At 68.9% G+C, this 22,613-nt stretch carries 20 protein-coding genes and 2 pseudogenes; 15 read left to right on the plus strand and 7 right to left on the minus strand.

The annotated features are described in order from the left end of the window. Positions 1–861 (plus strand): annotated as a pseudogene (locus ACZ59A_RS44520) (hypothetical protein); the annotation flags it as partial. Next, the gene (locus tag ACZ59A_RS44525) at positions 851–1,066 is read left to right on the plus strand and encodes a hypothetical protein (protein ID WP_470971502.1); all 216 of its coding nucleotides are present in this window, start codon (positions 851–853) and stop codon (positions 1,064–1,066) included. The pseudogene ACZ59A_RS44520 and the gene ACZ59A_RS44525, both read left to right, overlap by 11 nt. Before the next feature lie 61 nt (positions 1,067–1,127). Here the strand turns inward: ACZ59A_RS44525 and ACZ59A_RS44530 are convergent, their stop codons facing one another. Continuing rightward, positions 1,128–2,027, minus strand: coding sequence for a DUF4231 domain-containing protein (locus ACZ59A_RS44530; RefSeq protein WP_470971504.1), 900 nt, complete (start codon positions 2,025–2,027; stop codon positions 1,128–1,130). 59 nt (positions 2,028–2,086) lie between these two features. Between ACZ59A_RS44530 and ACZ59A_RS44535 the strand changes: the two genes are divergently transcribed. The 3 genes from ACZ59A_RS44535 to ACZ59A_RS44545 all read left to right on the plus strand — a co-directional run bounded on the left by ACZ59A_RS44535 (position 2,087) and on the right by ACZ59A_RS44545 (position 6,180). Further along, the gene (locus ACZ59A_RS44535) at positions 2,087–3,487 is read left to right on the plus strand and encodes a hypothetical protein (RefSeq protein WP_470971506.1); all 1,401 of its coding nucleotides are present in this window, start codon (positions 2,087–2,089) and stop codon (positions 3,485–3,487) included. Positions 3,488–3,868: 381 nt separating this feature from the next. Next, entirely contained in the window at positions 3,869–4,930 is a 1,062-nt protein-coding gene (locus ACZ59A_RS44540) for a hypothetical protein (RefSeq protein WP_470971508.1), read from the plus strand. A gap of 980 nt (positions 4,931–5,910) precedes the next feature. Beyond that, positions 5,911–6,180: a hypothetical protein gene (locus tag ACZ59A_RS44545; protein WP_470971510.1), complete on the plus strand. Its 270-nt coding sequence runs from the start codon at positions 5,911–5,913 to the stop codon at positions 6,178–6,180. 142 nt (positions 6,181–6,322) lie between these two features. On the opposite strand, the gene ACZ59A_RS44550 is transcribed toward ACZ59A_RS44545, so the two are convergent. The 3 genes from ACZ59A_RS44550 to ACZ59A_RS44560 form a co-directional block, all read right to left on the minus strand. Then, complete coding sequence (locus tag ACZ59A_RS44550) at positions 6,323–7,264, minus strand: hypothetical protein (protein WP_470971513.1); 942 nt, start codon at positions 7,262–7,264, stop codon at positions 6,323–6,325. Then, positions 7,249–7,680 carry a peptidase inhibitor family I36 protein gene (locus ACZ59A_RS44555; protein WP_470971515.1) on the minus strand — a complete coding sequence of 144 codons (432 nt, stop codon included), beginning with the start codon at positions 7,678–7,680 and terminating at the stop codon, positions 7,249–7,251. Before ACZ59A_RS44555 ends, ACZ59A_RS44550 begins: the two co-directional genes overlap by 16 nt. Before the next feature lie 167 nt (positions 7,681–7,847). Beyond that, complete coding sequence (locus tag ACZ59A_RS44560; protein ID WP_470971517.1) at positions 7,848–8,792, minus strand: AraC-like ligand-binding domain-containing protein; 945 nt, start codon at positions 8,790–8,792, stop codon at positions 7,848–7,850. A 747-nt stretch (positions 8,793–9,539) separates the two neighbouring features. Here ACZ59A_RS44560 and ACZ59A_RS44565 point away from each other — a divergent pair. The 9 genes and pseudogenes from ACZ59A_RS44565 to ACZ59A_RS44605 form a co-directional block, all read left to right on the plus strand. Beyond that, positions 9,540–10,535: a 5'-methylthioadenosine/S-adenosylhomocysteine nucleosidase family protein gene (locus ACZ59A_RS44565; protein ID WP_470971520.1), complete on the plus strand. Its 996-nt coding sequence runs from the start codon at positions 9,540–9,542 to the stop codon at positions 10,533–10,535. After that, the gene (locus ACZ59A_RS44570) at positions 10,532–10,831 is read left to right on the plus strand and encodes a hypothetical protein (protein WP_470971522.1); all 300 of its coding nucleotides are present in this window, start codon (positions 10,532–10,534) and stop codon (positions 10,829–10,831) included. The genes ACZ59A_RS44565 and ACZ59A_RS44570 overlap by 4 nt, the downstream gene beginning before the upstream one ends. Positions 10,832–10,909: 78 nt before the next feature. After that, on the plus strand, positions 10,910–11,299 hold the full coding sequence (locus tag ACZ59A_RS44575; protein WP_470971524.1) for a hypothetical protein: 390 nt from the start codon (positions 10,910–10,912) through the stop codon (positions 11,297–11,299). Beyond that, a complete protein-coding gene (locus ACZ59A_RS44580; protein ID WP_470971527.1) occupies positions 11,290–14,322 on the plus strand; it encodes a tetratricopeptide repeat protein in 3,033 nt (1,010 codons plus the stop codon). The genes ACZ59A_RS44575 and ACZ59A_RS44580 overlap by 10 nt, the downstream gene beginning before the upstream one ends. Next, positions 14,319–15,413, plus strand: a complete 1,095-nt coding sequence (locus tag ACZ59A_RS44585; RefSeq protein WP_470971529.1) for a tetratricopeptide repeat protein — start codon at positions 14,319–14,321, stop codon at positions 15,411–15,413. The genes ACZ59A_RS44580 and ACZ59A_RS44585 overlap by 4 nt, the downstream gene beginning before the upstream one ends. Positions 15,414–15,438: 25 nt before the next feature. Next, positions 15,439–15,840: a peptidase inhibitor family I36 protein gene (locus ACZ59A_RS44590; protein ID WP_470971531.1), complete on the plus strand. Its 402-nt coding sequence runs from the start codon at positions 15,439–15,441 to the stop codon at positions 15,838–15,840. 137 nt (positions 15,841–15,977) lie between these two features. Beyond that, positions 15,978–16,208 carry a hypothetical protein gene (locus tag ACZ59A_RS44595; RefSeq protein WP_470971534.1) on the plus strand — a complete coding sequence of 77 codons (231 nt, stop codon included), beginning with the start codon at positions 15,978–15,980 and terminating at the stop codon, positions 16,206–16,208. 153 nt (positions 16,209–16,361) lie between these two features. Then, complete coding sequence (locus ACZ59A_RS44600) at positions 16,362–16,721, plus strand: hypothetical protein (RefSeq protein WP_470971554.1); 360 nt, start codon at positions 16,362–16,364, stop codon at positions 16,719–16,721. Then, positions 16,718–17,194: pseudogene (locus ACZ59A_RS44605) on the plus strand (nucleotidyl transferase AbiEii/AbiGii toxin family protein); the annotation flags it as partial. The gene ACZ59A_RS44600 and the pseudogene ACZ59A_RS44605, both read left to right, overlap by 4 nt. Positions 17,195–17,341: 147 nt before the next feature. Here the strand turns inward: ACZ59A_RS44605 and ACZ59A_RS44610 are convergent. The 3 genes from ACZ59A_RS44610 to ACZ59A_RS44620 form a co-directional block, all read right to left on the minus strand. After that, on the minus strand, positions 17,342–18,148 hold the full coding sequence (locus tag ACZ59A_RS44610) for a hypothetical protein (RefSeq protein WP_470971536.1): 807 nt from the start codon (positions 18,146–18,148) through the stop codon (positions 17,342–17,344). 12 nt (positions 18,149–18,160) lie between these two features. Continuing rightward, a complete protein-coding gene (locus tag ACZ59A_RS44615; RefSeq protein WP_470971539.1) occupies positions 18,161–21,109 on the minus strand; it encodes a tetratricopeptide repeat protein in 2,949 nt (982 codons plus the stop codon). Between the two features lie 149 nt (positions 21,110–21,258). Beyond that, positions 21,259–21,900 carry a helix-turn-helix domain-containing protein gene (locus ACZ59A_RS44620; protein WP_470971541.1) on the minus strand — a complete coding sequence of 214 codons (642 nt, stop codon included), beginning with the start codon at positions 21,898–21,900 and terminating at the stop codon, positions 21,259–21,261. Positions 21,901–22,385: 485 nt separating this feature from the next. On the opposite strand from ACZ59A_RS44620, the gene ACZ59A_RS44625 reads away from it, so the two are divergent. Further along, positions 22,386–22,604, plus strand: coding sequence for a DUF397 domain-containing protein (locus tag ACZ59A_RS44625; RefSeq protein WP_470971544.1), 219 nt, complete (start codon positions 22,386–22,388; stop codon positions 22,602–22,604). The last annotated feature ends 9 nt before the right edge of the window (positions 22,605–22,613 follow it).

The raw sequence follows: 22,613 nt of genomic DNA on the forward strand, positions 1-22,613 counted from the left end.
CGCATCCTGGTGACCTCGCGGAACGCCCAGTGGTCGCGGGCCGCCCGTACCGTCGAGGTGGATGTCTTCGAGCGCGAGGAGAGCATCCAACTCCTCCTGTGGCGGGGGCCTGAGCTGCCTGACGAGCAGGCCGACCGGATCGCCGAGACCCTGGGCGACCTGCCGCTGGCGATCGAGCAGGCGGCGGCGTGGCTCACCGAGACGGGGATGCCGGTCGACGAGTACCTTCAGGTCTTCGAGGACGAGCGGGCGGACGTGAGCACCCGCCGCAACGAGCTGCTGGCCGGCGGGGTTCCGGTCGACTATCCCGCACCGGTCGCCGCCGCCTGGAACATGTCGCTACGCCTCGAACTCGGCAGTCGGGTAGGCGAGAAGTGGCTAGTCTCGCTCGGCGAGGACAACCCGGAGACGCTCGCCATTCCCCGCACGTTGAGCCCTGTCCTCACCCTGCTCGGCCAGTTCGAGCAGGCCCGGGAGCTCAACAGCCGGACGCTTGAGCTGGCGCGTGTCGGCGACGGTGACGACCACGAGAACACGCTGGTCACCATCGGGGTGGTCGCCAAAGATGCCCACTACCAGGGTGATTACGCACGCTGTGTGGAGCTGGAGGAGGACCGCTGGCGGCGGACCATCCGGCTGTTCGGCGACGAGGACCCGTACACCATCGCCGCCGCGAACGACTACGCCCTGGCGCTGCGCTCCGCCGGGGGCTACGCACGCGCCCGCGAGAACGTGGTCCCCGAGGTTGCCGTGGCTAACTCTATGACTCCCCGAACCTGTCCGCTGTCCCAAGCCGACGATTCACCGCCCCCGCCAGCGCACGGCCACCAGTCCCGGAGGGAAGCCCCAGATGTCAAATAGTCAGCAGCCCCATCGGCCCCAGGGCGAGCCGCCGCACCTCCTGGTGACGGTGGTGGTGCTCGCCGTGGTGGTGGTGTTCCTCGTCTGCTCGGCGACGGTGTACGTGCTGTATCAGCACCCGGCTCTTACCGCCCCGGCAGGCGTGGGGGTCGGGCTCCTGGGCGTACTTGTCCCCCTGGCAATCGCCGCGTTGCGCCGTCGCTGAACACCGTAATCAGGCGCAGATCGTCGAGCTGCTCACGCGGCTGGTTGGGCAGGACCGCTAGCTAGTCGGCCGCCCACTTAGCCATCCACGCCTCGTTCTGTGCCGAGATCACCAGCTCACAGCGGCTGATGAAGGCGTCGTCGCTCCGGATGGCGTCCGTCGGCCGGTCCGCCCCCGCGCCCGCTAACCGGCGGGCCAGGAGGCTCTCGAGTTCGGCGGCCGTACGGGAGAACTCCAGTTCCTGGTAGGCGTACCGGGCCGCGGCCGCGTGGGCGGTGACCGTGGCGGTCACCGTGGTGACAGTCGCCACCCAGAGGGCCGCGCTGCCCGTGCCGTAGACGCCGGCGAGAGCGCCCAGCCCGGACGCGACGACGGCCAGGGACAGTTCGCAGCGCCGCACGACCGTGCACCTGCGGGACATCAGCGCGGCGCGCGGCCGGTAGTAGTCGCGGATCTGTCCGGTGAGCCGTATGGCGGTGTAGGAGCCGACGTCGCGGACCTCCGGCAGCGGGCGCTGCCGGGGTGCCAGGCCGTCGGCCCGGTGCAGCAGGTCGCCAGCCTGGGCCGTCACACGGTCGGCCCGGTCGAGGAGGGTGCCGTCGATGTCGCCCTCCCGGTAGACGTCGGCGCGGGCCAAGGCCATGTACACCTCGCTCTTGAGCGCCTCGCTGACCGAGCGCAGCCGGGTCCAGTCCCGGAGCGAGGACGCCCCCAAACGGCTTGCCGCGACGGGCACGAGACCGGCGGAAAGGGCGCCCAGGAAGGTCAGCGTACGGCCTGGCGTCGGGTGCCCGTCCATGAGCTGCGCACCGAGCGTCGCCAGCGCGGCGGCCGCGATCCCCAGCACGAGTGCCGTGGCACGGGCCCTGCCGATCGACCGCTTCGCGGCGTCGGCTGCCTGCGACCACACGCTCTGCCGGTTCCAGACGTGCTCCGTGACGGATTCACCCGGTTCCACCATACGGGTGATTCTGCCAGCCTTGGTTGAAGGAGCGTCAGTAAAACGGTGAGGGGGAACGGATGGCGGAAGGACAACGGGAGTCCCGGGGCGGGACCGGCCGGCCCGCCCGGCCCCCGCGCGTCGCCGCGGAGCTGAAGCAGTCCCGGGTGTGGGGGGTAGTGCTCCAGTCGGTGGGCGTGGTGGCGATGTCTCTCGGCATGGCGAGCGGAGCGCTCGCGTACCGGTCGATGCGCACATGGCACGCAGAGCATGGCTGGCCCGCCGTCGCCGTCGAGTGGGCGCTGATGGCCGCCCTGCTGACGGGCGGGCGGCGCGCGCTCCGGCACGGCAGTCGGCACCGGGCCCCGGTGCTGCGGGCGCTGGCCGAGCTGCCGGAGGACGAGCGGACCGTGCTGTTCCTGCGCTCCTTCGCGGACGACGAGGGCTTCGCCCGCATGCAGCGCGGGCCGGTCAGGGACGGGCCGTGGGCCGCCGACACCGACACCGAGGAGCAGCAACTGCGGGAGGCGGTCGCCCCGTTCGGCGCGATGGTGGCGCTCGGCCGCCCGAAGGACCGGCTGCCGCAGGCCGGGGCGGGGCGGCACTACTCCTCGGACGAACGGTGGCAGGCGCAGGTGCTCGCCGCCCTGGACCGGGCGGCGCTCGTCCTGCTGGCCTGCGGCCCAGGCCGGAATCTACGCTGGGAGGTGGAGCAGGTGGTCGCACAGGACCAGCCGGAGCGGCTGGTGCTGATCGTGGTCAGGGACGCCGCACAGTACGCGTCCTTCCGGGAGGCCATGCAGGACGCCTTCCCCAAGGGGCTGCCCTCCCTGGAGGCGGAGGGCGATGGCCGGCCGGCGGTCATGGTCGACGGACCGGACACGTACATCAAGGACGCCGTCTGGTTCGACGCCGACTGGACGCCCCACCTGGCGCCCCTCGGAGCTGCGGATCCCGAGGTCGAGGTGATCTGGCTGATCGACCGCCTGGCCTGGGTCCGCAGCGCGTTCCCCCTGGCCATCCGTCCGGTCTTCCGCCGGGCTGGCCTCGACCCGCCTGGCCTGCCGCCCGGCCGGGTGAGCCGCCCGCGGGCCATCAAGGTCGCGGTGCCGCTGATCGCGCTGGCATGGGCGGGGTTCCTCGCCGCGACGCAGGCCGGAGGGGCGAACGGCCTCCCGACGCTGCTGCTCTTCGTGGGGCTGCCGATGGGCGGCCTGCTGCTGCGGACCTGGTTCGGCGGTCAGGTCGCCATGGGCTTCGTCAAGATCTTCTCCGGGATCTTCGCGGTGGTGCTGTGCCTGGCCCCCCTGCTCCCGGACATGTCCCGGCGGACGCTCGAGTACCTTCCCTTGGGCCTGGCGCTGGCGGCGGGAGTCCTGCTGCTCAGCCGGCAGGACGTCCGCCGCTGGAAAGCTTCCGGCGCCTACCGCTCCGGCCCGAGCGGAGCCGGTGCCGCCGGAGGGCCTGGCCGCCCTGCATGATGCGCCGCGGCACCACATCGTGGGGATCCTCTAACTTCCGCGAGCAGTGGAAGGCGAATGTGTCGGCCTGAGGAGACGGCGCAAGCCCGCCGTCAGGTACTGGAGCTGTGGTCCAAGCGGGCCGGCTCACCGGTGACGACGGCCGGGCATCGGACGCAGATCCGCAGCGGTTCGATTCCGCGCGGGACGCGGCGCGGTGGCTGGACGAGGCGGGGGCGGACCTAGCGGACGTACCGAGGTACGCGGCGGCGCACGGCGAGGACGTCCTGACGGCGCAGCTGGGGGTTGCGTTGCGGGACTACTTCCTCCACCACGATCGCTACGACGAGGGGCGCACGGCGCTGACGACGGCGCTGCGCGCCGCGGAGCGGAGACCCGGCGATGCAGGTCCTGGCGGCGGTGTCGCTCGGGCTGCTGGACTACCAACAGGGCCGGCACGCGCAGGGTAACGACTGGTTCCGGCAGGCGCTGAAGTCCGCCCGCGAGAACGGCGACGAGACGATGGCGGCGCTGCCTCTGACCGGTCTGGCCATGCAGGACTTCTTGCAGGGGCGGTACGACACGGTGACGCCCACCATGGATGAGGTGCTGCCGATCCTGAAACGGGCCGACGACGAGTGGGGGGTGTCGCTGGCATTGGCGCTGCGGTCGATGAGCCGGTTCAGGCAGGGTGAGGTGATTACAGCGTTCGCCGACGGGCGGGCGGCGCTCGCCGCGGCAGAGCGCAACGGCCGCCCGATACTGGTCAGCCAGCGCCTCGTCTTCCTTGCGGACGGGCATGCGGCGCTCGGTGAACGGGCAGAGGCGCGGGCTGTGCTGCTGCGCAGTGAGGCACTGCTGCGGGATACCGGCGACGCGCTGCTGCTGGCGTTGACGTTGACACGGCTGGGGTCGGTCGCGGAGGACCTTGCAGAGGCGCAACGCCGCCATCGCCAGGCGTTGGCGCTGCACGCAGGCATCTCGCAGCGTTCGGAGCCACACCGCACGCGGCTCGAGATGGAGATCCGGCGCCGCCTGGGTCAGTCGTACGCGGCGGCAGGTGCGCGGGCGCGGGCACGGGCACGACGCGAGTTCCGTACGGCACTGGCCGTGGAGCGAGCGGCGGAACACCCGGAGCTGCAGGAGACGTTGCGGGCTTCGCTGGCGGAGGTGGGGCATGACCTCTCGCGCGGTCGAGGGCCAGTTCGCCCGGCTGTGCAAGCGGGCCCGGGCGATGGCCGAGCGCGGCGAGGTCGACGTCCGGTACGGAGCTGCGGCCCAGGCCCCGGCCGGGGGTGGCCGATGACGCAGCAGACCGAACCGGTGCTCGCCTTCCTCGCCCACGACGTGGCCGACAACCTGGTCGCCGGAATCCTGCTCGTCACCGGAACCGCCCTCTGGCGGGGGATGATCCGGCGACGGGAGCGGAACCGGGCCGTCGACGCTCCCCCGCCCGAGGAATGACCCACCCGCCTCGCCCCGGCGCGGTGCCCCGACGATTCCTCCCGCGATCGGCGGGCGCCGCGCGGGCGATGCTGTCCGTGCCGGGACGGGAGCTCCTGAAGTAGTGGAGGGGACGGCCCCTCCACTACTAGAAGGAGGACACATGGTGATCGTGCGATTCGTCGGTGGACCGCTGGGCGGTCGGGTGCTGGCGCACACCGGTCGCAGGTGGCCGGGCGGCTGGATGGGGGCCACTGGGCGCTGTACCGCGTGGTGCACTCCGCCCCGGGAGTCCTGGTGGCGGAGTGCACTCTGATCGGGCCGCCTGTGGTGACTGCCTGACGTAATGGAGGGCGCGCGATAAGTTGGGGGTCACAGAGCGCACTTCCCACAAGGGAGGCCTGATCGAAAATGATCAAAGCTCTGACGGAAGCAGTTCCGACACTTCTCGGAGTGCTCGCTCTGATCTCCATCGCTTCGGACCCGGCCGCCCCGTGCGGATCTGAGTCACAGGAGCGGGCAGAGACCATCCGCGAGCATGGCCGAGCTGTGGCCAACCATTGCCGGGAGATCGCGCGTCTGATCATCCGGCGGACGGGAGGCGGGGCCGCCTAGTCAGAGCAACGAGTCGAAGCCGGGGCTGAGTCAGCGGTCCCGGCTTCGTCATGACCGGCAGCCTGAGCCAGAGCGGCGCTCAGATGAGGGCACGGGGTTGTGCGCCCGCCATCCGTCGTATTCGTATGATCACAGATAGTGAAGCACCGGGAGGAACCGAGCAAGAGCCTGAAACGGGACAGACCAAAAAGACCCTGACGGGCATCCGAGCGGCGACTCGTCCCGCATCATCGAGCCCTTCGGATCGGATGGGCAGCGCCTCAAGGAGGTTGTCACCGGCCAGGGCGAGGCCGACCAAATCTTCGACCTGCTCGCACTCGTCCAGCAGATGGGCGGGCCGCCTTGGCGAGAGGCGGCCCTGGACGCGGAGAACTTCGTGTGGCGGCGTGAGCAGGCCGCCACGGTGCAGGCCCGCCGCCGAGGCGGCCCGTCAGGCGCTGCCGTGCGAGGACTGCGGGCAGGACCAGGCGGCCGGGCTGTGCGAGCCATGCGGCTACCGGCGCCGGACCGAGGCCCTGACGGTGGAGGCCGGCCTGATCGCGGCTACCTGGTCCGCCGATCTGGACGACGCGGACGACGTCGCCGCCGTTGCCGCCCACGTCCGGGCGTCGCTTCAGGCTGACATCACACCGCCCAGCGCAAGTTCATGGAGCTGACGGAGCCGGACGAGCTGGATGAGGAGCCGATCGCGGCGGCGTCCGCGCTCGGCTCCTCCGCGCTCCAGGCGGTGGAGCCGGCGCTCCCGGGCCATAGCCGGTGCTGGGCGGCGTGCCTACGGTGGTGACATGGCCTCTCAGGTCAATCCAGGGAATCGGCTCGCTTCAGAGCCATGTAGCGGCTTTTCGCTAGGTGTTCCAGCAGTCGTCGGTCGTTCGGCGGCAGTGTCGTCACGAGGCGTCGGCGGACCTGGAGTTCCGACCGGGGCAGATGGGACGCCTGCGCGCATGTGCCATCTGCCACCGCGATGTGGATCTCCTTTGCGGGTGTCTTCCCTGGGGGACCGGTAGGGCCGTGCGCCGCCTTGGCCGCAGCCTCGGCTTTGGCCGGAGACGTGAAGATGTAACCGCGCGACTTCATGCACGCGGACCACAGTCGCAGCGCCGCTGTGTACTGCGGGTCGGATGTGGCTGCACGGGCGAGTCTCTCGTCGATGTCCTCTGCCGTGTAGGTGATCCGGGCCCATGTGACGACGTTATCGAACAGCTTCCGCCGGCTCTGTGCGGTGCAGCCTTGGGTGGGCACGCTCACCGTGCCCATACGGAAGCGTCCGACGGTCCTCCTCTTGTCGTCCGGGCCGAACAGTACGGCGGTGAACCGGCGCTTCTCCTTGGCCGTCAACCGGTTGTAGAAGGCGTCGGAAGGCGGTGCCGTAGGTGCGGCGTCGAAGCCGTAGCCGTGTGTAGTGCGCCCGGCGAGGTTGATGACAGCGGTCTCATTCTCCGGCTTGGTGAACGGTGCCGATCTGACGACGGGGTAGTCGAATCCGTTGTCGCGCAGGCAGCGGCGCTCCAGCGCGGACAGGGCGTCCTCGATCCCTCGCTGGGTTCGGGGCCAGGTGCCGCTGTGCGTGGCCAGATCGACCGCCGATGCGCTGGGGGCAGGGACCGGTCCCATGGGGCGGTTGGTCGCGTGCTGTTCCGTGCAGCTCGTCAGGCCGACTCCGAGCACGACTCCCACCAGGGCGGTCCGCGCCAGGAGCGCGGACCGCCGGTTGGTGCGAAGACTCACGAAGAGCACCACTTGTTGGAACTGATCACGTCCTTGAAGCCGGCGTCGTTGTACCCTGTGGCGAAGTCACCCACTTCGTCGCCTCGACTCAGGCTGTGCCAGCGGTGCGACTTTCCGTAGTTGTAGTCGTCGTAGAAGTAGACCGTGCACTGGGTCCCGCGGTTGGCGACAGACCGGATGCAGTTGTTCCAGGTGCTCCCGCACCCGTCGCTGCTGCTTGTCAGGGCTCGGTAGTCGGAGTTGTTTCCGGCTACCTTGCCCATGTTGCCGGAGTATCCGGACCACCCCCAGAAACAGGCGTAGCCCGAGGGGCAGCTGGACAGACCGCTGGACGTGGCCGGCCCGGACGCGTGGGCCTGCGTGAACGATGCTCCGGCGAGCAGGGCCACGGTCCCGAGGGCGACGGACACCTTCCTGCGCAGTCGCACAATAGCCTCCTTGTGACAGGCCGGGTTCTCAGCGGTTGAGTACCTTGTCTTCTCGACCTGCCAGCGTCCAGCGTTCCAGCCGGTCTACAGCGAGACATTGACGTGGAGCGCCATCTCGTTGGCAGACCGTGCCATGTGTTCGGTGCGATCACCGGGCGCCCGCTGCCCTATGATCCGCCGCGGAACGCTCTGGGGGACATCCCGGTGTGCGACCGGAACGCTCGGGAGAACACGTCGGCCTGGGGATATCCCCAGCGCGTTGCGATGGCGTGGATAGGCACGTGACGTTGCAAAGGGTCAGCCAGGTCTCGACGGCAGCGTTCGAGGCGTCGGCCGCGTATCCAGGAACGGACGGTCAGGCCGTGTTGCTGGAAAAGCCTGTGCAGTGAGCGAACTGAGATGTGGTGGGCTGCTGCTATCTCGCCTGCAGTAAGGAGGGTGTCGCCGAGGTGACGCTCGATGAACGCGGTGATGCGCATGTACAGGACGCGTTGCTGGGAGTCGGAGGGGATGTCTCCCTCACGCTCCAGGAAGTGCGCCAGTGTAGCGGTGACCAAGTCCAGGCCGACGGTGCCGAGTCGCGCGGCGTTATGGGGCGTGTAGCTCGTGCTGTGAACTGCGAGGTGGGTGAGGAAGGCTGTCAGCAGGCGTCCCATGCCCTGATCGCCGGGAAGGGCTCGGCAGATGAGCTGATTGATGTGGCGGGTCGGTAAGGGAAGCAGCGCGCGGGGAAACTGGATGAGGGTGTTCCCGCCGTCGGCGTAGGTCTCGAAGGGGCGTGAGCTTTCGACGAGCAGGAGTTCACCCGGTCGGAGCTCAGCGCGATTGCGATTCTGCTCGATCACATGTGGGCCGGAGTTCGTGACGCCGAAGGCCAGGATTTCCGGGTCCGAGGCGCGGATCAGCTTCGGGGTTCTCTGTGTGATGTACGACGAGTAGGCCATCGCTGATACTTGGACCGCTCCCAGTGGCATCGTGCTGAACCATCCACGGAAGACGTCTGTACCGATCAGCTTGAACGATGTCGGCATCACTGCATCCGAGGTGACCTTCTCCCACGCTGAAAGAGCATCTCGCGCTGGGAAGTCTTTGCTGTCGAAGATCTTCTCCACGAACCTCTCCCCAGGCCTGCGGCTTGGCACCGTGCTCAGCTTCCTCGTGCCAGGCTCTGGTCGGCCGTCTCTTCGTTCGTTTCCTCTCAGAAGGTTCTCCCGGGCCAATTCAATCCGCTGTAGCTTTATTCACAGTCGTGGTTGTGGCCCAGGTTTACCGCTGGCTATACCGCTCATTGCGCTGAGCGGCACACCAAGGTCTCCGGCACGACCTGTCGAACCCGGCCCCGGTGGCCGAGGCAGTCCGGTCGGAGGTGAGCAGGACGACGACAGCAACGACCTCCTCGGTCAGTCCGAGGCGGCTAGGGTGCGCAGGCCGGTACGGGCTCGCTCCGGCCAGCCGGTGCGGTCGAGACTCTCGACTCGACCGAGGTTCGGCGTCTGGCCCTCCGTCCCGTCCATCGATCGAGTCGTGCTCGCCGACCGCATCGCGGAGGATGAACAGCAACGGAGGCAATTCAGGGCATTCGCCGTTGGGTGGCCCTCCAACCGTTCACACAGGCCGTGAGTGAGTCCGGACAGGGCCGTACGCCGGTGCCGCAGGTGATCACCGTACGGTGAGGCGAGCGGAGACCCCCGGCGGAAAGCGGCCGCAGGGGTCCTCCGACTTTCTGATGGACCCCGCTCGGCTGTCGTCTACAGGGCTCCCGGGCTGCTGAACAACTGTCGCCCTGTTCTCGTGAACAGAGCCACATCGGGTGCGTCGGTGTCCGTAAGGTGTGGGCAAGGGCAGCCCTAGGGGGATCTGTGGGTGTAGGTGGCAACGGCGACGCGGTGCGGGCCGATGTGGTGATTCTGACCGCGCTGGAGGTCGAGTACCGGGCGGTGCACGCCCATCTGGAGAAGCCACGATTGGTCGAGGCGGAGCGGGGCTCGCTGTTCGAGCTGGGTGTGTTCCGCGACGGGCCTACCGAGCGGACCGTCGCCATCCATATGACGGGTCCGGGGAATCCGGGCGCGGCGGCCTCGGTTGAGCGGGCGGCGGCGCTTTTCACGCCCCGGGCGGTGTTGTTCGTGGGGGTGGCGGGCGGGCGCAAGGATGTGGCGCTGGGGGATGTGGTGGCCGCCGATGCGGTGTACGACTACGAGACGGGCAAGGACACCGAGTCGGGGTTTTTGCCCCGACAGAAGACGTATCAGTCCGCGTACGGGCTGGTGCAGCTGGCCCGGCTGGTGGCGGCCGCCGACACATGGCAGCGGCGGATCCGCTCCGGGGATGACGCGTCGCGCCCCCGCGCCCATGTGAAGCCCCTCGCGGCGGGCGGCCGGGTGGTGGCGCACCACCGCTCGGACGTCGGGCTCAGGCTCGCGGCCAGCGCGGGTGACGCGCTCGCGGTGGACATGGAGGGCTTTGGCTTCCTCGCCGGCGCGTATGCCAATCAGCAGCTGGACGCGCTGGTGGTCCGGGGCATCTCCGATCTGCTCGGAGACAAGGGCGAGGCACATGACGAGCACTGGCAGCCGGTCGCCTCCCGGAACGCGGCGGCCTTCGCCTTCGAACTGATCAGCCGCACCCCGGAGGCGGACGCCCCGGGAACAGCCCGGCCGCTCGCCGCCCCCGCCCAATCCGACGCCGACCGGATCGACCCTCAGCCATCGAGCGGGCAGCAGCCATGGGTGCAGAAGAACGTCGCCTACGGCAGCGCCACTCAATTCGCCGTCCAGGGCGGCAACATCATCTACCGGCAGACCGACGAGTCCCGGACGTGTCCGGACGCGTCCCGTCCGCAGGACGAGGCGTGACCTCTTCCGACGACGGCTGGCCACCACCGCGGGAGGCCCAGCAGGAGGTCCGGGCAGTCGGCGGCTTCGCCTACGGGGTGGTGGGCGCGGACCTCCACGTGTTCGGCGACGGCAGCCCGCTCTACTTGCTGCTGCGGCACCTGAAGGCAGCTGCGCAGGGATCGGAGTGGCTGCGGGCGCAGCCGTGCCGGATGCTGGACGCCCGACTGGAAGTGGTCGATTTCCTGGGCAGGGACGACGAGCTGGCCGAGCTGACCGCCTGGCGGGATGCGACCGACCGGCTGGCGGCGCGCTGACTGCACGGCGCGGGCGGCCAGGGCAAGACCCGGCTGACCGTCCGGTTCGCCGCCCACTGTGAGGAGGCCGGATGGCTCGTGGTGCACGCGGTGCACGGCACCGACACTCACCCGCCGGCCGAAGGCAGCCAGGATCTGCGGGTGCGCTATCACCGCGGAGTGCTCCTGCTGGTCGACTACGCTGACCGATGGCCCACGGGGCACCTCAACTGGCTGTTCCGTAACGGATTGCTGCGGCAGAGCGTGCCCGTGCGGGTGCTGCTGCTGGCGCGGTCCGTCCGAGGCTGGCCGGCCCTGCGCGGGGCGCTGAACCGGTTACGGACCGGGATGGAGACCTCCGACCAGCCGCTGGCGCCGCTCCCCGCGGAGCAGGACATCCGCGCCCCGATGTTTCGCGCCGCGCGGGACTGCTTCGCGCGCCACTACCCGGACCGGCCCCGGACGACGTCACCTGCCCGGTGGACCTGAGCCACCCTGACTTCAGCCTGACCCTGGCGGTGCACATGGCCGCTCTGGTCGCGGTGGATGCCCGGGCCCAGGGCCGTACTCCGCCGACGGACATGCTCGGGCTCACCGGCTATCTGCTCGACCGGGAGCAGGAGAACTGGCGACAACTCCACGAGAACCGGTTACGCGGCGTCGACTTCTGCACGCCGGACCAGGTGATGGGCCGGGCCGTGTTCACCGCGGTCCTGACCGGGCCGTTGCGACGGGAGCGGGCCGAGGAACTGCTGGCCGGGCTGATGTTCGAGCGGGTCGGTCAGGTGGTGTCCGACCATGCCGTCTGTTACCCGGCCGCGCTGCCAGCGAGCACCGACGTCCTGGAGCCTCTGATGCCGGACCGGCTGGCCGAGGACTTCCTCGCGCTCACCGTGCCAGGCAGCCCCGTCACCGGATACCCCACTGACTTGTGGTCGGTCACCGCGGCCCACACCGTGCTCGACAGGCGCTATGGAAGGCCGCCCCGGTGGGCTGGGCGTACGCTGGATTTCCTCGCTGCGGCGACCGAGCGCTGGCCGCATGTCGGCGAGCGGGTGCTGTATCCGCTACTGCTGCGGAAGCCTGAACTGGCCCGGGCTGGCGGCAGCGCGCTGCTGTCCTCGCTGGCGGCGATCGAGGACGCCGACAAGGTCGTACTCGAATTGCTCTACCTGGGATTCCACGACCAACGCGTGCCCGAACTGGCCGTCGGCATCGGCGATCTCGGTGACCGGATACTGACCGACCATCTGTTGGCAACCGCCGACGAGGCGACTCGGGCTGATCTGCTCATGGGGCTCGCCTATAGCCATGCCCAGGCCGGCCGGTGGACGGACGCCCGGGACATCGCCGAAGAATCGGTCACCTTGTTCCGACGGGCGGCGCACGCCGACCCCGCGCACCGGCAAGGCCTGGCCTCTGCTCTCGGGCAGTTCGGCGCACAGCTGACCAATACCGGCCAGCACGCCGAAGCCTGCCCCCGTCTGGAAGAGGCCATCGCGCTGCTGCGGCCGCTGGCGCATGCGGAGCCCGATCTCTACGCGATCTTGGTCGACCTGCTGAGCGGCCTGAGCCGGACGCTGTCCGTGCTCGGAGAGCCCGACCAGGCACTGTCCCTGGCCGAAGAGGCCATAGCGCTGCACGAGGACGTGCTGTCCCGGAAGCCGCGCCGATGGTTGCTCAGCTACCCCCGGCATCTGGACCTGCTGACCGACCGATGCAGTGCGCTGGCCCGGGTCGGCCGCTTGGACGAGGCTATGGAGCTGGCAGAGGAGACCGTGGGCACGATCCGTTCGACTCTCTTCCTGTATCCCGACAACGGCCGTCCGGTCCTTGCCAAAGCACTCCTGGAACTGAGTCAGTTTCGCTTCGAGGCCGGACCGCCGACCGACGCCATGGCGTCCATGGGGGAGGCAGTCGACATCTACCGGAAGCTGACACAAGCCCATCCCCGCTATTACCGGCCGATGCTCGCGGCCGCTGTCGCGACACTCGCCGCGGCGCTCGACAACGCCGGCCGGTATCCGCAGGCCCGCGCCGCCGCGGAGGAAGCGCTGACGCTCTACCGGCAGTCGCTGCGGGACGGCGGCACCGAGAGTCGTATGGCCGCGCTGTACCCGCTGCGACACGCTGAGGGCCCGGAGGAGCGCCTGCCGTGGGGCACTGAAAAGGAGATCGATGAGGCGGCCGAGCGGCTCGCCGAGGCCGCACAGTGGCAACACCTGTGGGACTTCGCCTGCTCGGTGCCGGTCCTGGACACTGTACGGCTGGTCCGCCGCTTCTTGGCAGACCGCTGGCAGCCGACTGACGCATCCGGGCGAGAGCTGCTGCACCGGCTGGCGTCGGTCGACCCTCGCACGGCCGCCGCGCTCGCCGAGGCGTGCATGGCACCCGGGGCGCGGCAGGTCCCGTTCGACGGGTTCTCGGTCCACTTGACTTCCTTCGCCTTCTGCCAGCCCCGGATGGCGTTCTACCCGAGAGGGAAGGACGGTGAGCGGTGGCTGGAGCTGCTGGACCTGGCGACTGGGCGACACCACCGTGTGCACGAAGGCGAGGAGGTGAACGAGGCCCTCGTCTGTCTCGATGGCGACGCAGTCCTGGCAGTCCGTCACTCCCAACGCCCTGGAGACGAGGACGAATTGGTGCGCTACGCCGACGGGGTCGGGGCGGTGATCGCCTCTGGAAGCGCCCTGTGCTTCGCCTCGACCGCAGTTACCGCCCACGGGTTTCTCGTCCGGATGAAGGGAAATCCCACCATCCTGGTGGGCACGCGCGAAGGACACTTTAACGACGTCGATCTGCGCTCTTTCGGGCTACCCCGCGCTGATCGGCTGGCCGTGGACCCGACGGGTACCCGGGTGGTCATAGCCTACGGCGAGCGGTTCGTGGTCACGGACACCTTGGTACGTTCGGCTCATGCCGAGACCCTGGTCCCTGTCGGCCACGGCGAGATCCTCGGACTGGCCATGCCCTCCCCAGATGAAGTGGTGACTTCCGGCGCCGACGGCCAACTGTGCCGCTGGGAACTGGCCGAAGGAGCGGTGCACCTCATCGCCCATGCCGAGGGGACGCCCCCGCTCTGGCAGCTGTTCGTCCTGCCGGACTGGCGGGTTCTGGGCGGCTCGGCGCAGCGGGAGAATGATCAGCAGGGGAATGAGACCCGCTTCTTCGACAGCTCCACCCTGGTGCCCGTACCCGCACCTCGGTTTGTCACCGTGCGAGTCGACGAGCCGCATGCCCACACCGCCTCATCGAACGGACGTTACTTCGTCCACGGGAGCTGGCAACACCGCCAACACAGCTGGAAGTTTGTCGCCACCCTCCACGACCTGCACCACCCCACCGTATGGCCGCACCGCCCGTTGGCGTCGCTCGCGGAAGGAGACCTAGCGGCCCTGGATGCGCTCGAAGCTCCCTCGCCCGAGGTGAGCGCCCTGCTGGACCTCATGCGCGCGGCGGTCGTCCACCGGCTCGCCTCCCCCGGCGCGACGACTGCGGAAGGACCGGCATGACCGCCGACTACCATGAAGACAACATCCTCGAGCTGAACGCCGAGTTCTTCCAACAGCTCAGAGATCGCATCGACGAAGCAGCCGGGCGGCTGGGGCGCGACCACGTGGACGTACTGCGCATGCGGGCCGACTACGCGACATATTTCATGGCAATCCCGCCAACCGTCCAGGCCAACGGTGGCGACGCGGGAGCCCAGCTGGACGGCTTGATCCGCGAGTACCACGCCATCCTCTCCGGCTACGAGCGGGTCGTCGGCCCGGAGCATCGCGACACTCTGACAACTTGCACACAGCTGGCCGAGGCCTACCGCACCGCCGGACGCAACGCCGAGGCGATCACCTATTACCAGCGGGCCCTGGACGGCTACGAGCGCACACCAGAGCCGGAAGGCACCGATACCCTGCTGTTTGTCCAGCACCAACTGGCCCGGATGTGCCACGCCGAAGGACAGATCAACAGGGCGGTCACACTGCTGGAGGGTGCCGTGGCGGGCAGTATCAAGGATCTGGGGCCGCAGCACGACAACACCTTCCAACGTGAGGCAGCCCTGTTCCACGCCTACCTCGACGCCCGTCGCCACCCGGAGGCCATCGCGCTCGGCCGGGAGATGCTCGACGATTACGAGCGCTACTTCGGCGTCGACCACTTCCGGACGTTCTCGTGGATGGCCAATCTGGGTGCTGCCTTCCACGAAGCGGGACAGACAGGGCGGGCGATCGAGTGGTTGGAGCGGTCCCTCGCCGGGATCGTCGCCATCAGCGGAACCGACCACGACACGACGCTCATCGTCCGTTCCGAGCTCGCCAAGGCCTACCTCGGCACCGGTCGGCTCACCGACGCGATCGAGTTCCTGCGCGCTAATCTGGCAGCGTACGAGCGCACGCGTCACCCGGACGACAGCGACGTCTACGACGCGCGCTACCGCTTGGCCCGCGCCTACCGACAGGCCGGGCGCCATGCGCCGGCCGCAGCGACCTTCGAGCGGTTGCTCGGCGACGTCCTGCGCGTCAACGGCCCCGACCACCCAGCAGTCCCCGACCTGCGCACGGAGGCCGAAGAGGCCCGGACCGAGGCCGACGCAACGCAGTGAGCACCTCGGTGCGGTCGCTATGAGCATGATGAACCACCTTCTCTCCCGCGGCCTGGTGGCCGCCGCGCTGACCGTGCCCCTCCTGACCGCCACAGCTCCCGCTGCCGCACCAGCCGACGCGGCGTCGGCAGAGATCGACTGCCCCGACGGATACGTCTGCATCTACCCCGAGATCAACTTCGGCGGGCAACCGTGGGTGAAGCGGGCCGTCGACGGCAGCGTGAAGGACCTCCCCTCCGCCATCCGCGATCGCAGCAGCTCGGTGCGGAACAACTCCGGCCGCACCGCACGCGTCTACGAAAAGAGGAACTACTCCGGCCGGTGGGTATGCGTCACCAAGAGTGGCGGATCGATCCACGACCTGCGCGGCTACAACCTCAACGACCAGACCCGCTCGCTGCGTATCAACCGCAACGACTGCGGCTGACCCTCCTCGAGCCCTCCGCCGCGGAGCGTCCCGGCAGGCCGTGCGGCAGACATGTGCGGGCGGACCCCGCGCGCCAGCCCCCTCGGACGCCGCGCGCCCTATTGCCTTCAAATTCGAACAAGCGATCTAACCGGGGCATGACCCAGAACGACTTCCCCTCTGACCTCATGGAGGCGCAGACCGCCTGGTACCGCACGTATTGGCAGCTCGCGGACTCCAGCCCGGCGACCAGCACGGCCACGGACCGCCGACGCCTGCAGGAGCTGTCGGCCCAGATCGCCGGGCACCCGTACTGGCGTGGACCAGCGGGCACACCCGCCGCACGCATGGAGCTCAAGGAACTCGCCCGGCGCCGAGTCGAGCGGTGAGTCCCACTGGTCCTATGAGCTCAACAACCGGCGCCTCCCACAGCTCCGGACACTGCTCGGCAAAGACCTTTCCGATTGCTCGTTGACGCCAGCGGGAAGTCACCGGCGGCACGCTCACCCGAGCACTGCACCATACTTGTCTGCATGTCCGCCATGCCCGCTGCCGAGTCGTCGCCGTCTGCTGCTGAGGTGCTGCGGGAGCGGTACGCCCGCAGGCTGCCCGCCGGGCTCGGTGAGCTGGCCGGGCCGGCGCACGGCACGGTGCAGCTGCCGCTGCACGTGGCCTGGTCGGGCCTGACCCGGTTCGACCTCGACCGGCCACGGTCGCGGATGAGCATGTACCGCACACTGCTGGCCGAAGGACAGCACGACGACCTCATCACCCTGCTGAACCGCGACCTCCTGGCGGCCCAGTGGCCCGTGCTGCGCACGCTGATCAGCCGCGCCATCCGAGACGTATGGGAAGCCGCGTTCGCCGAGCTGGCCGCCGCCCGTCCGGCAGCCGCGGCGTGAACCTTAGCGACCTGCACCGCCGGCTCCTGGCCGACGTCCTGGCCATCGGCACCCCCTACCCGCTGGTCATCACTGGCGGGTACGCCGTGCAGGCCCACGGCCTGGTCGACCGGCTCAGCCAGGACTTCGACGTCGTCACGGAGACCCCTGCCCCCATGGCGGAGATCACCCGCGCCCTCGCTGCTGGGCTGGCCGAGCGCGGCTGGCGGGTGCGGGAGATCGGTGTCGACCCGCTCTCCGGCCGTCTCGTCGTCACCGACCCTGCCAGCGGCGAGGAGTGCGAGGTCGACATCCTCAAAGAGGCATTCTGGCGCCCGCCGACGCCTACCGTGTACGGTCCCGTCCTCGCTCTGGACGACGTCATCGGCACCAAGGTGCGGGCGCTGGCCGACCGCGGGGCCGTGCGCAACCTCATCGACGTCCATGCCGCCTCCTGTCACCACACCACAGCCGACTTGGAAATCCTCGGCCGCCCCCAGCCGTAACCGTTCCTAGAACTCCCGACATTCGGCGGTCAACCAGCCCCCCCTGCGGATAGAGTATCCAACGGAGATATTGCACAGGACAAGGACCAGCCAGCCCATCCCGACATCACGAGTTCAAGGTCAGTAGTGACGGGTTTACAAGTGGGTTATCCGCGCTCGCGGTTCGATCCCTTCGCGCACGTCATCTATGCGTGCGAGAAGCATCTGAGCACCCTCGGCGGCGATATCCAGCCATCTCCTTGGCGGTTTCCCTTTTATTGCAACGTACGCCATGACCGAATCCGATCTGTAGTTGAGGGCGAAAAATTCGTGATCCTCGACGCGCATCGTATAAGATTCATCGCCGACTTTTGCGGTGTTAGAGACGGCAAGCCACCCCTCAGACTCGTCGCGGAATTGCGCTTGGGCGACACCGTCACCCGCCATCAACCTCAAGTAAAAGAGCAAATAGTACTCTTCGTTCGGTGACTCGAAACCCACGTATGCCGTGTAGAGTTCACCGTCCACGCTGGGTGAGCCTATTGTTTTCGCTTCTTTTTCGCGCCAGTTGTACGGCATGTCCCCCAGGCTCGGCAGTGCTTGCAAGGCATGCTCTTTACCTGTGATGCGGGGGTCTGCCTGACTGTCGGAAGTTTTGTTGGCCAGATGAATTAAACCGTAGGCCCCCATACCTGTGAGTAGAAGCAGAATGATGAGCGCAATCAATATTGCCTTACGGAGCATGGGGGTAGCTGCTGCACTTAGTGGTCCAATCTGGATTATTCCACCACGCACGTCTCCTTGTATTAGAAAATTGATCAGACTGCCGCCATTTCCTGCCTTCCCGCGATTGATCTGCGTGACAGGAGAACTAGTGGGGACGTGTCTGTCCGTGGCCTGGTAGGTGATGTTCTGGGTGTTGTTTTCGCCAACCTGGACTCCGGTGCTGCGGCGCAGATCCATCGGTCTCGGCCCCTACTTACCCTCGGCGGTATCAATCCAGCCGCCTTGTCCGGATTCCAGATGGATGAGGTACTCGGTGGCGGCGGGTGTCTCAGCGGCGCCGATGCTTTTGTAAATGGACACGGCCTCGCGGAGACTGGCGATCGCGGACTGCATGTCCGTGTATGCCTGGCAGCGGGCTTTTCCTTCAAGGGCGTTTGCCTCATCCAGGGGACTACGGACCTGACGCGCCAGGAGGAGAGCCTGCTGGTAGGTGGCAAGCGCCCGCTGCGGCTCTCCGGATAGGCCGAGCAAGGCGCCTGTACTGTTCAGTGCTTCCGCCTCTCTCTGCGGGTCACCGACTTCCGCGAAGAAGGCCCGTGAACGGGCGAGGAGATCGGTCGCCGTGGCGAAGTTCTTCAACTCGGTATGTACCCGGCCCAAGGCCTGTAGGGCGTCGGCTTCGCCCTGGCGGTTGCCGATGGTGCGGTACAGCTCCAGGGCCTGCCCAGCCAGCTCGCTTGCCTCCGCGTAGTCACCCGTCAGCCGCCGCACCGAGCTCAGGCCCAGCAGGGCGTCGGCTTCGCCGAGGCGGGTGCCGGTGGCGCGGTTCAGCTCCAGGGCCTGCCTGTTCAGCTCGTCCGCCTCCGCGTAGTCTCCCGTCAGCCGCCGCACCCAGCCCAGGGACAGCAGGGCCATCGCTACACTGCAGCGGGTCTCGAGGGTGCGGTACAGCTCCAGGGCTTGCCTGGCCAGCTCACCCGCCTCCGCATAGTCACCCGTCAGCCGCCGCACGAAGCTCAGGGCCAGCAGGTTGTTCGCTTCGCCGAGGCGGGTGCCGGTGGTGCGGTACAGCTCCAGGGCCTGCCTGTTCAGCTCGCCGGCCTCCGCGTAGTCACCCGTCAGCCGCCGCACCCAGCCCAGGGTCTGCAGGTTGCTGGCTTCGCCGAGGCGGGTGCCGAGGGTGCGGAACAGCTCCAGAGCCTGCCCGACCAGCTCGGTCAGCTCACCTGCCCTCACCTCACCCGTGTGCCACCGCACCCCGCTCAGCATCTGCAGGGCGTTCGCTTCGCCGTGGCGGTCGCCGGTGGTGCGGTACAGCTCCAGGGCCTGCCCGACCAGCTCGCTTGCCCCCGCATCACCCGTCATGCGCCGCATCCCGCCCAGGGCCCGCAGGGCGTCGGCTTCGCCGTGGTGGTTGCCGATGGTGCGGTACAGCTCCAAGGCCTGCCCAGCCAGCTCACCCGCCTCCGCATAGTCACTCGTCAACTCCCGCACCCGACGCAGGGCCAGCAGGGCGTCGGCTTCGCCGTGGTGGTTGCCGATGGTGCGGTACAGCTCCAAGGCCTGCCCGACCAGCTCACCCGCCTCCGCACAGTCACTCGTCCACTCCCGCACCCGACCCAGGGCCAGCAGGGCGTCGGCTTCGCCGTGGTGGTTGCCGATGGTGCGGTACAGCTCCAAGGCCTGCCCAGCCAGCTCGTCCGCCTCTGCATAGTCACCCGACAGCCGCCGCACCCAGCCCAGAGCCAGCAGGGCCTCGGCTTCACCCAGGCGGTCGTTGGTGTGGTGTGCGGCCTGGGCGGCGGTGTGGTGGAGAGTGATGGCTTGGTCCCAGGGGCCTTGCTGGCGGAGGTAGGCGGTCATGGCGTGGGCGAGGGCGATGAGGTGCGTGGGTTTGGTATGGCTGATGGTGTGGTGGGCGCAGGCGATGAGGTTGGGGTATTCGGCGCGCATCCAGGCGAGCGCGTGATCGCGGGTGGCGAGTGTGGTCGCGGCGTTGGGTGCGGTGGGGGCGTGGGGGTGTGGGGTGTTGTTGAGGTGGTGGTCGGCGGTTTGGGCGGTGTGGGTGTAGTAGTTCAGGAGGCGGTGGGTGGCTTCGGTGTGGGTTTCGGTGGGGTCGTGGGTGGTGAGGGCGTGGGCGTATTCGCGGAGTAGGTCGTGGAGGCGGTATCGGCGTGGGGTGGGTTCTTCGATGAGGTGGTCGGTGTAGAGGGTTTCCAGGTGGCGTCGCGCCTGGGCGAGGGGAACGTCGGTGAGGGCGGCGGTGGCGTAGGGGTCGATGTCGGGGCCGGGGTGGAGGCCGAGGTGGCGGAAGAGGTGTTGGAGGTGGGGAGGGAGGTCTCGGTAGGAGAGGTCGAACGCGGCGGCGACGGCGCGGTTGCTGGTTTCGAGTTCACCCAGGCGGTCCTGTGCGGTGGCGAATTCGTCAGTGAAGGTGGTGAGGTCCCAGGTGGGGTGGTGAGCCAGGCGGGCGGCGAGCAGGGTGATCGCGAGGGGAAGGTGGCCGCACAGCCGTACGGCTTCGGTGACTGCGCCGTGGTCAGCATCGGTGGAGGTGCGGCGGGCCAGGCGGGTGAAGAGGCGAACGGCCTGGTCGGCAGGCAGGGTGTCCAGGGGGAGAGGTTCGGCGCCGTCGAGGGCGATCAGGCGCCGTCGGCTGGTGACCAGGACCAGGCACTGCGGGGAAGCGGGCAGAAGGGGCTCGACCTGGTCGGGACCGGCGGCGTTGTCCAGGATCAGCAGCATCCTGCGGTCGGCCAACTGGTCCCGCCACAGCGCAGCGCGCTCCTCCAGGGCGTCGGGCAGGTTCTGGGCGCTGATGCCGATGCTAATGAGCAGGGTGGCCAGGACGTCCCTGGGGTCGGCGGGGGGCTGACCGGCGGTGTGGGCGTGGAGGTCAACGAACCGATGTCCGCCCGGGTAGCGCGCGGCGAGCTGGTGGGCGGCGTGGGTGACCAGGGCGGTCTTCCCGACGCCGGGCATGCCGTCGACGGCGTGGATGCTGATGACCGGGGCACGCTCGTCCTCGGCTGCGCGCAGGAGGCGGTGGAGTTCGCCCTCGCGGCCGGTGAAGGCCGCGATGTCCCGGGGGAGGGTGCTGTGCAGGGCGACGGGGGCGGGCCGGGGCGGCGCCTGGTAGGTGATGTGCTGGGTGTTGTTCTCACCGATCTGCACGCCGGTGCTGCGGCGCAAGTCCATCCGTCAGGGTCCCTACTGTGCGGTGCGGGTACCCGGGAACGGCCTGTCCCCCGGGGCACGTGGTGTGGTTCTGGGTTGTCGCTTCCCCCAGTACCGGAGCCGGGGGCTGGCCAGCGCGGGCGTTTCCCGTGGGGCGGGGGTCAAGCTGGTCAGCGGGTGATGTGCTGGGTGTTGCCGTCGCCGAACATCACGCCCGTCGCACCGCGCAGGTCGAACCCCGGTGGAACGCCGGGCTGTCCGCTGCTGTCGGCCTCGGGGGCGGACGAGGCGGAGGCGTGCTCGTCCGCGTCGTGCGGGATGCCGCGTGCGGCCGCGACATCTGGGCCGGGCCTCTCCTCGGTACTGGCCGCGGGCTGGTGGCGCTGCGGTGGGCGTCGGCTGGCGGTGCGGGCGGTGTGGTAGGCGCGCCAGAGGCGTGTCAGGGTCTCACCGGAGCCGAAGAACTGGTCGGCCTGGCGGGCGACCGGCCGGGTGGGGGCCAGGGTGCAGCATTCGAGATGGGTGACGTAGGACCTGTGATAACCCAGGCGCCGGGCCAGGGCGGGCTGGGAGAGTTCGGCGGCGGTGCGCAGCCGCATCAGTTCGGCCGCGAACGCTTCAGCGGCCTGCCGTACCGGACCGTCCGCCGCCGGGACCAGGTTCTCCGGCGCGCGGTCGGCCGGTGGCCGGTGCGGCTCGTCTTCGGGTAGCGGAGTGCCGGCGGCCGCGTCGGGCACGGCCCGCAGGCGGGCGTTCGGCTGGAGCTGGTCCACCGGGTCTTCGCCGTCTGCTGTTGTGCCGGTGGCGTCCACAGCGTGCCCCTTTACCGTCCAGATCCCCGTCACGCGCGCCCGGGCGGGGTCGGATCGGCGAACGCGGATTCGGTGCTCGGGGTGGCGTGTCCTTGGCAGGACCACCGTTGGACAGCGCACGGGGCGCGTACCAGAAGCGCACAGGAGCAAATGCCGGAGCGAACCGCCCGTCTCGTCACAACAGAGCACCCCTGCCCCAGCTGTTACCGGGCCACCCGTCGCGCGGGGCTGGGTCACCACATCCTCGCAATGGGTACGCGACCGTTCCCCGGGGCGAGCCACCGAAGCTCGCCCGTCGTGTCTCTGGCCGAAGGCGCCGGGGCTCGTGCGGTCCGCCCGTCTCGCTGCCGGGTGCCTGGGCTGGTGGTGAGTGAGGTGTGAGTGAGTGCCTCTCACCGTGGCCTCACCTGTGTGTTCACCGGTGTGCTCAAGGCGCCGGGGCGCCGCATCAGGGCGAGCGGCCCGCGCGGAGGAAGGAAAAGACGATGACCGCGATGACGGTGTTCCTGCCAGCGGGCGAGGGATGGTTCAAGAGCAGCTTCAGTGCCGGCTCAAACGGGTGTGTGGAGGTCCGTTTCGAGGACGGCCTGGCGTACGTGCGCAGTACCCGCAACAGGAGTGGTCCGATGGTGGCGTTCAACCGGGTCGAGTGGGAGGCGTTCCTGCTGGGGACATGGAACGGCGAGTTCGAGATGCCTGCCTGACGTAGCGGG

Source organism: Streptomyces sp. NPDC040405 (assembly GCF_055595765.1).

Bases quoted from the DNA above. Each gene is read 5' to 3' on its own strand.
- ACZ59A_RS44595 (WP_470971534.1), top strand. From the start codon at position 15,978: ATGACCCAGAACGACTTCCCCTCTGACCTCATGGAGGCGCAGACCGCC.
- ACZ59A_RS44600 (WP_470971554.1), top strand. From the start codon at position 16,362: ATGCCCGCTGCCGAGTCGTCGCCGTCTGCTGCTGAGGTGCTGCGGGAG.
- ACZ59A_RS44530 (WP_470971504.1), bottom strand. From the start codon at position 2,027: ATGGTGGAACCGGGTGAATCCGTCACGGAGCACGTCTGGAACCGGCAG.
- ACZ59A_RS44610 (WP_470971536.1), bottom strand. From the start codon at position 18,148: ATGGATCTGCGCCGCAGCACCGGAGTCCAGGTTGGCGAAAACAACACC.
- ACZ59A_RS44625 (WP_470971544.1), top strand. From the start codon at position 22,386: ATGACCGCGATGACGGTGTTCCTGCCAGCGGGCGAGGGATGGTTCAAG.
- ACZ59A_RS44585 (WP_470971529.1), top strand. From the start codon at position 14,319: ATGACCGCCGACTACCATGAAGACAACATCCTCGAGCTGAACGCCGAG.
- ACZ59A_RS44615 (WP_470971539.1), bottom strand. From the start codon at position 21,109: ATGGACTTGCGCCGCAGCACCGGCGTGCAGATCGGTGAGAACAACACC.
- ACZ59A_RS44590 (WP_470971531.1), top strand. From the start codon at position 15,439: ATGATGAACCACCTTCTCTCCCGCGGCCTGGTGGCCGCCGCGCTGACC.
- ACZ59A_RS44535 (WP_470971506.1), top strand. From the start codon at position 2,087: ATGGCGGAAGGACAACGGGAGTCCCGGGGCGGGACCGGCCGGCCCGCC.
- ACZ59A_RS44525 (WP_470971502.1), top strand. From the start codon at position 851: ATGTCAAATAGTCAGCAGCCCCATCGGCCCCAGGGCGAGCCGCCGCAC.
- ACZ59A_RS44540 (WP_470971508.1), top strand. From the start codon at position 3,869: ATGCAGGTCCTGGCGGCGGTGTCGCTCGGGCTGCTGGACTACCAACAG.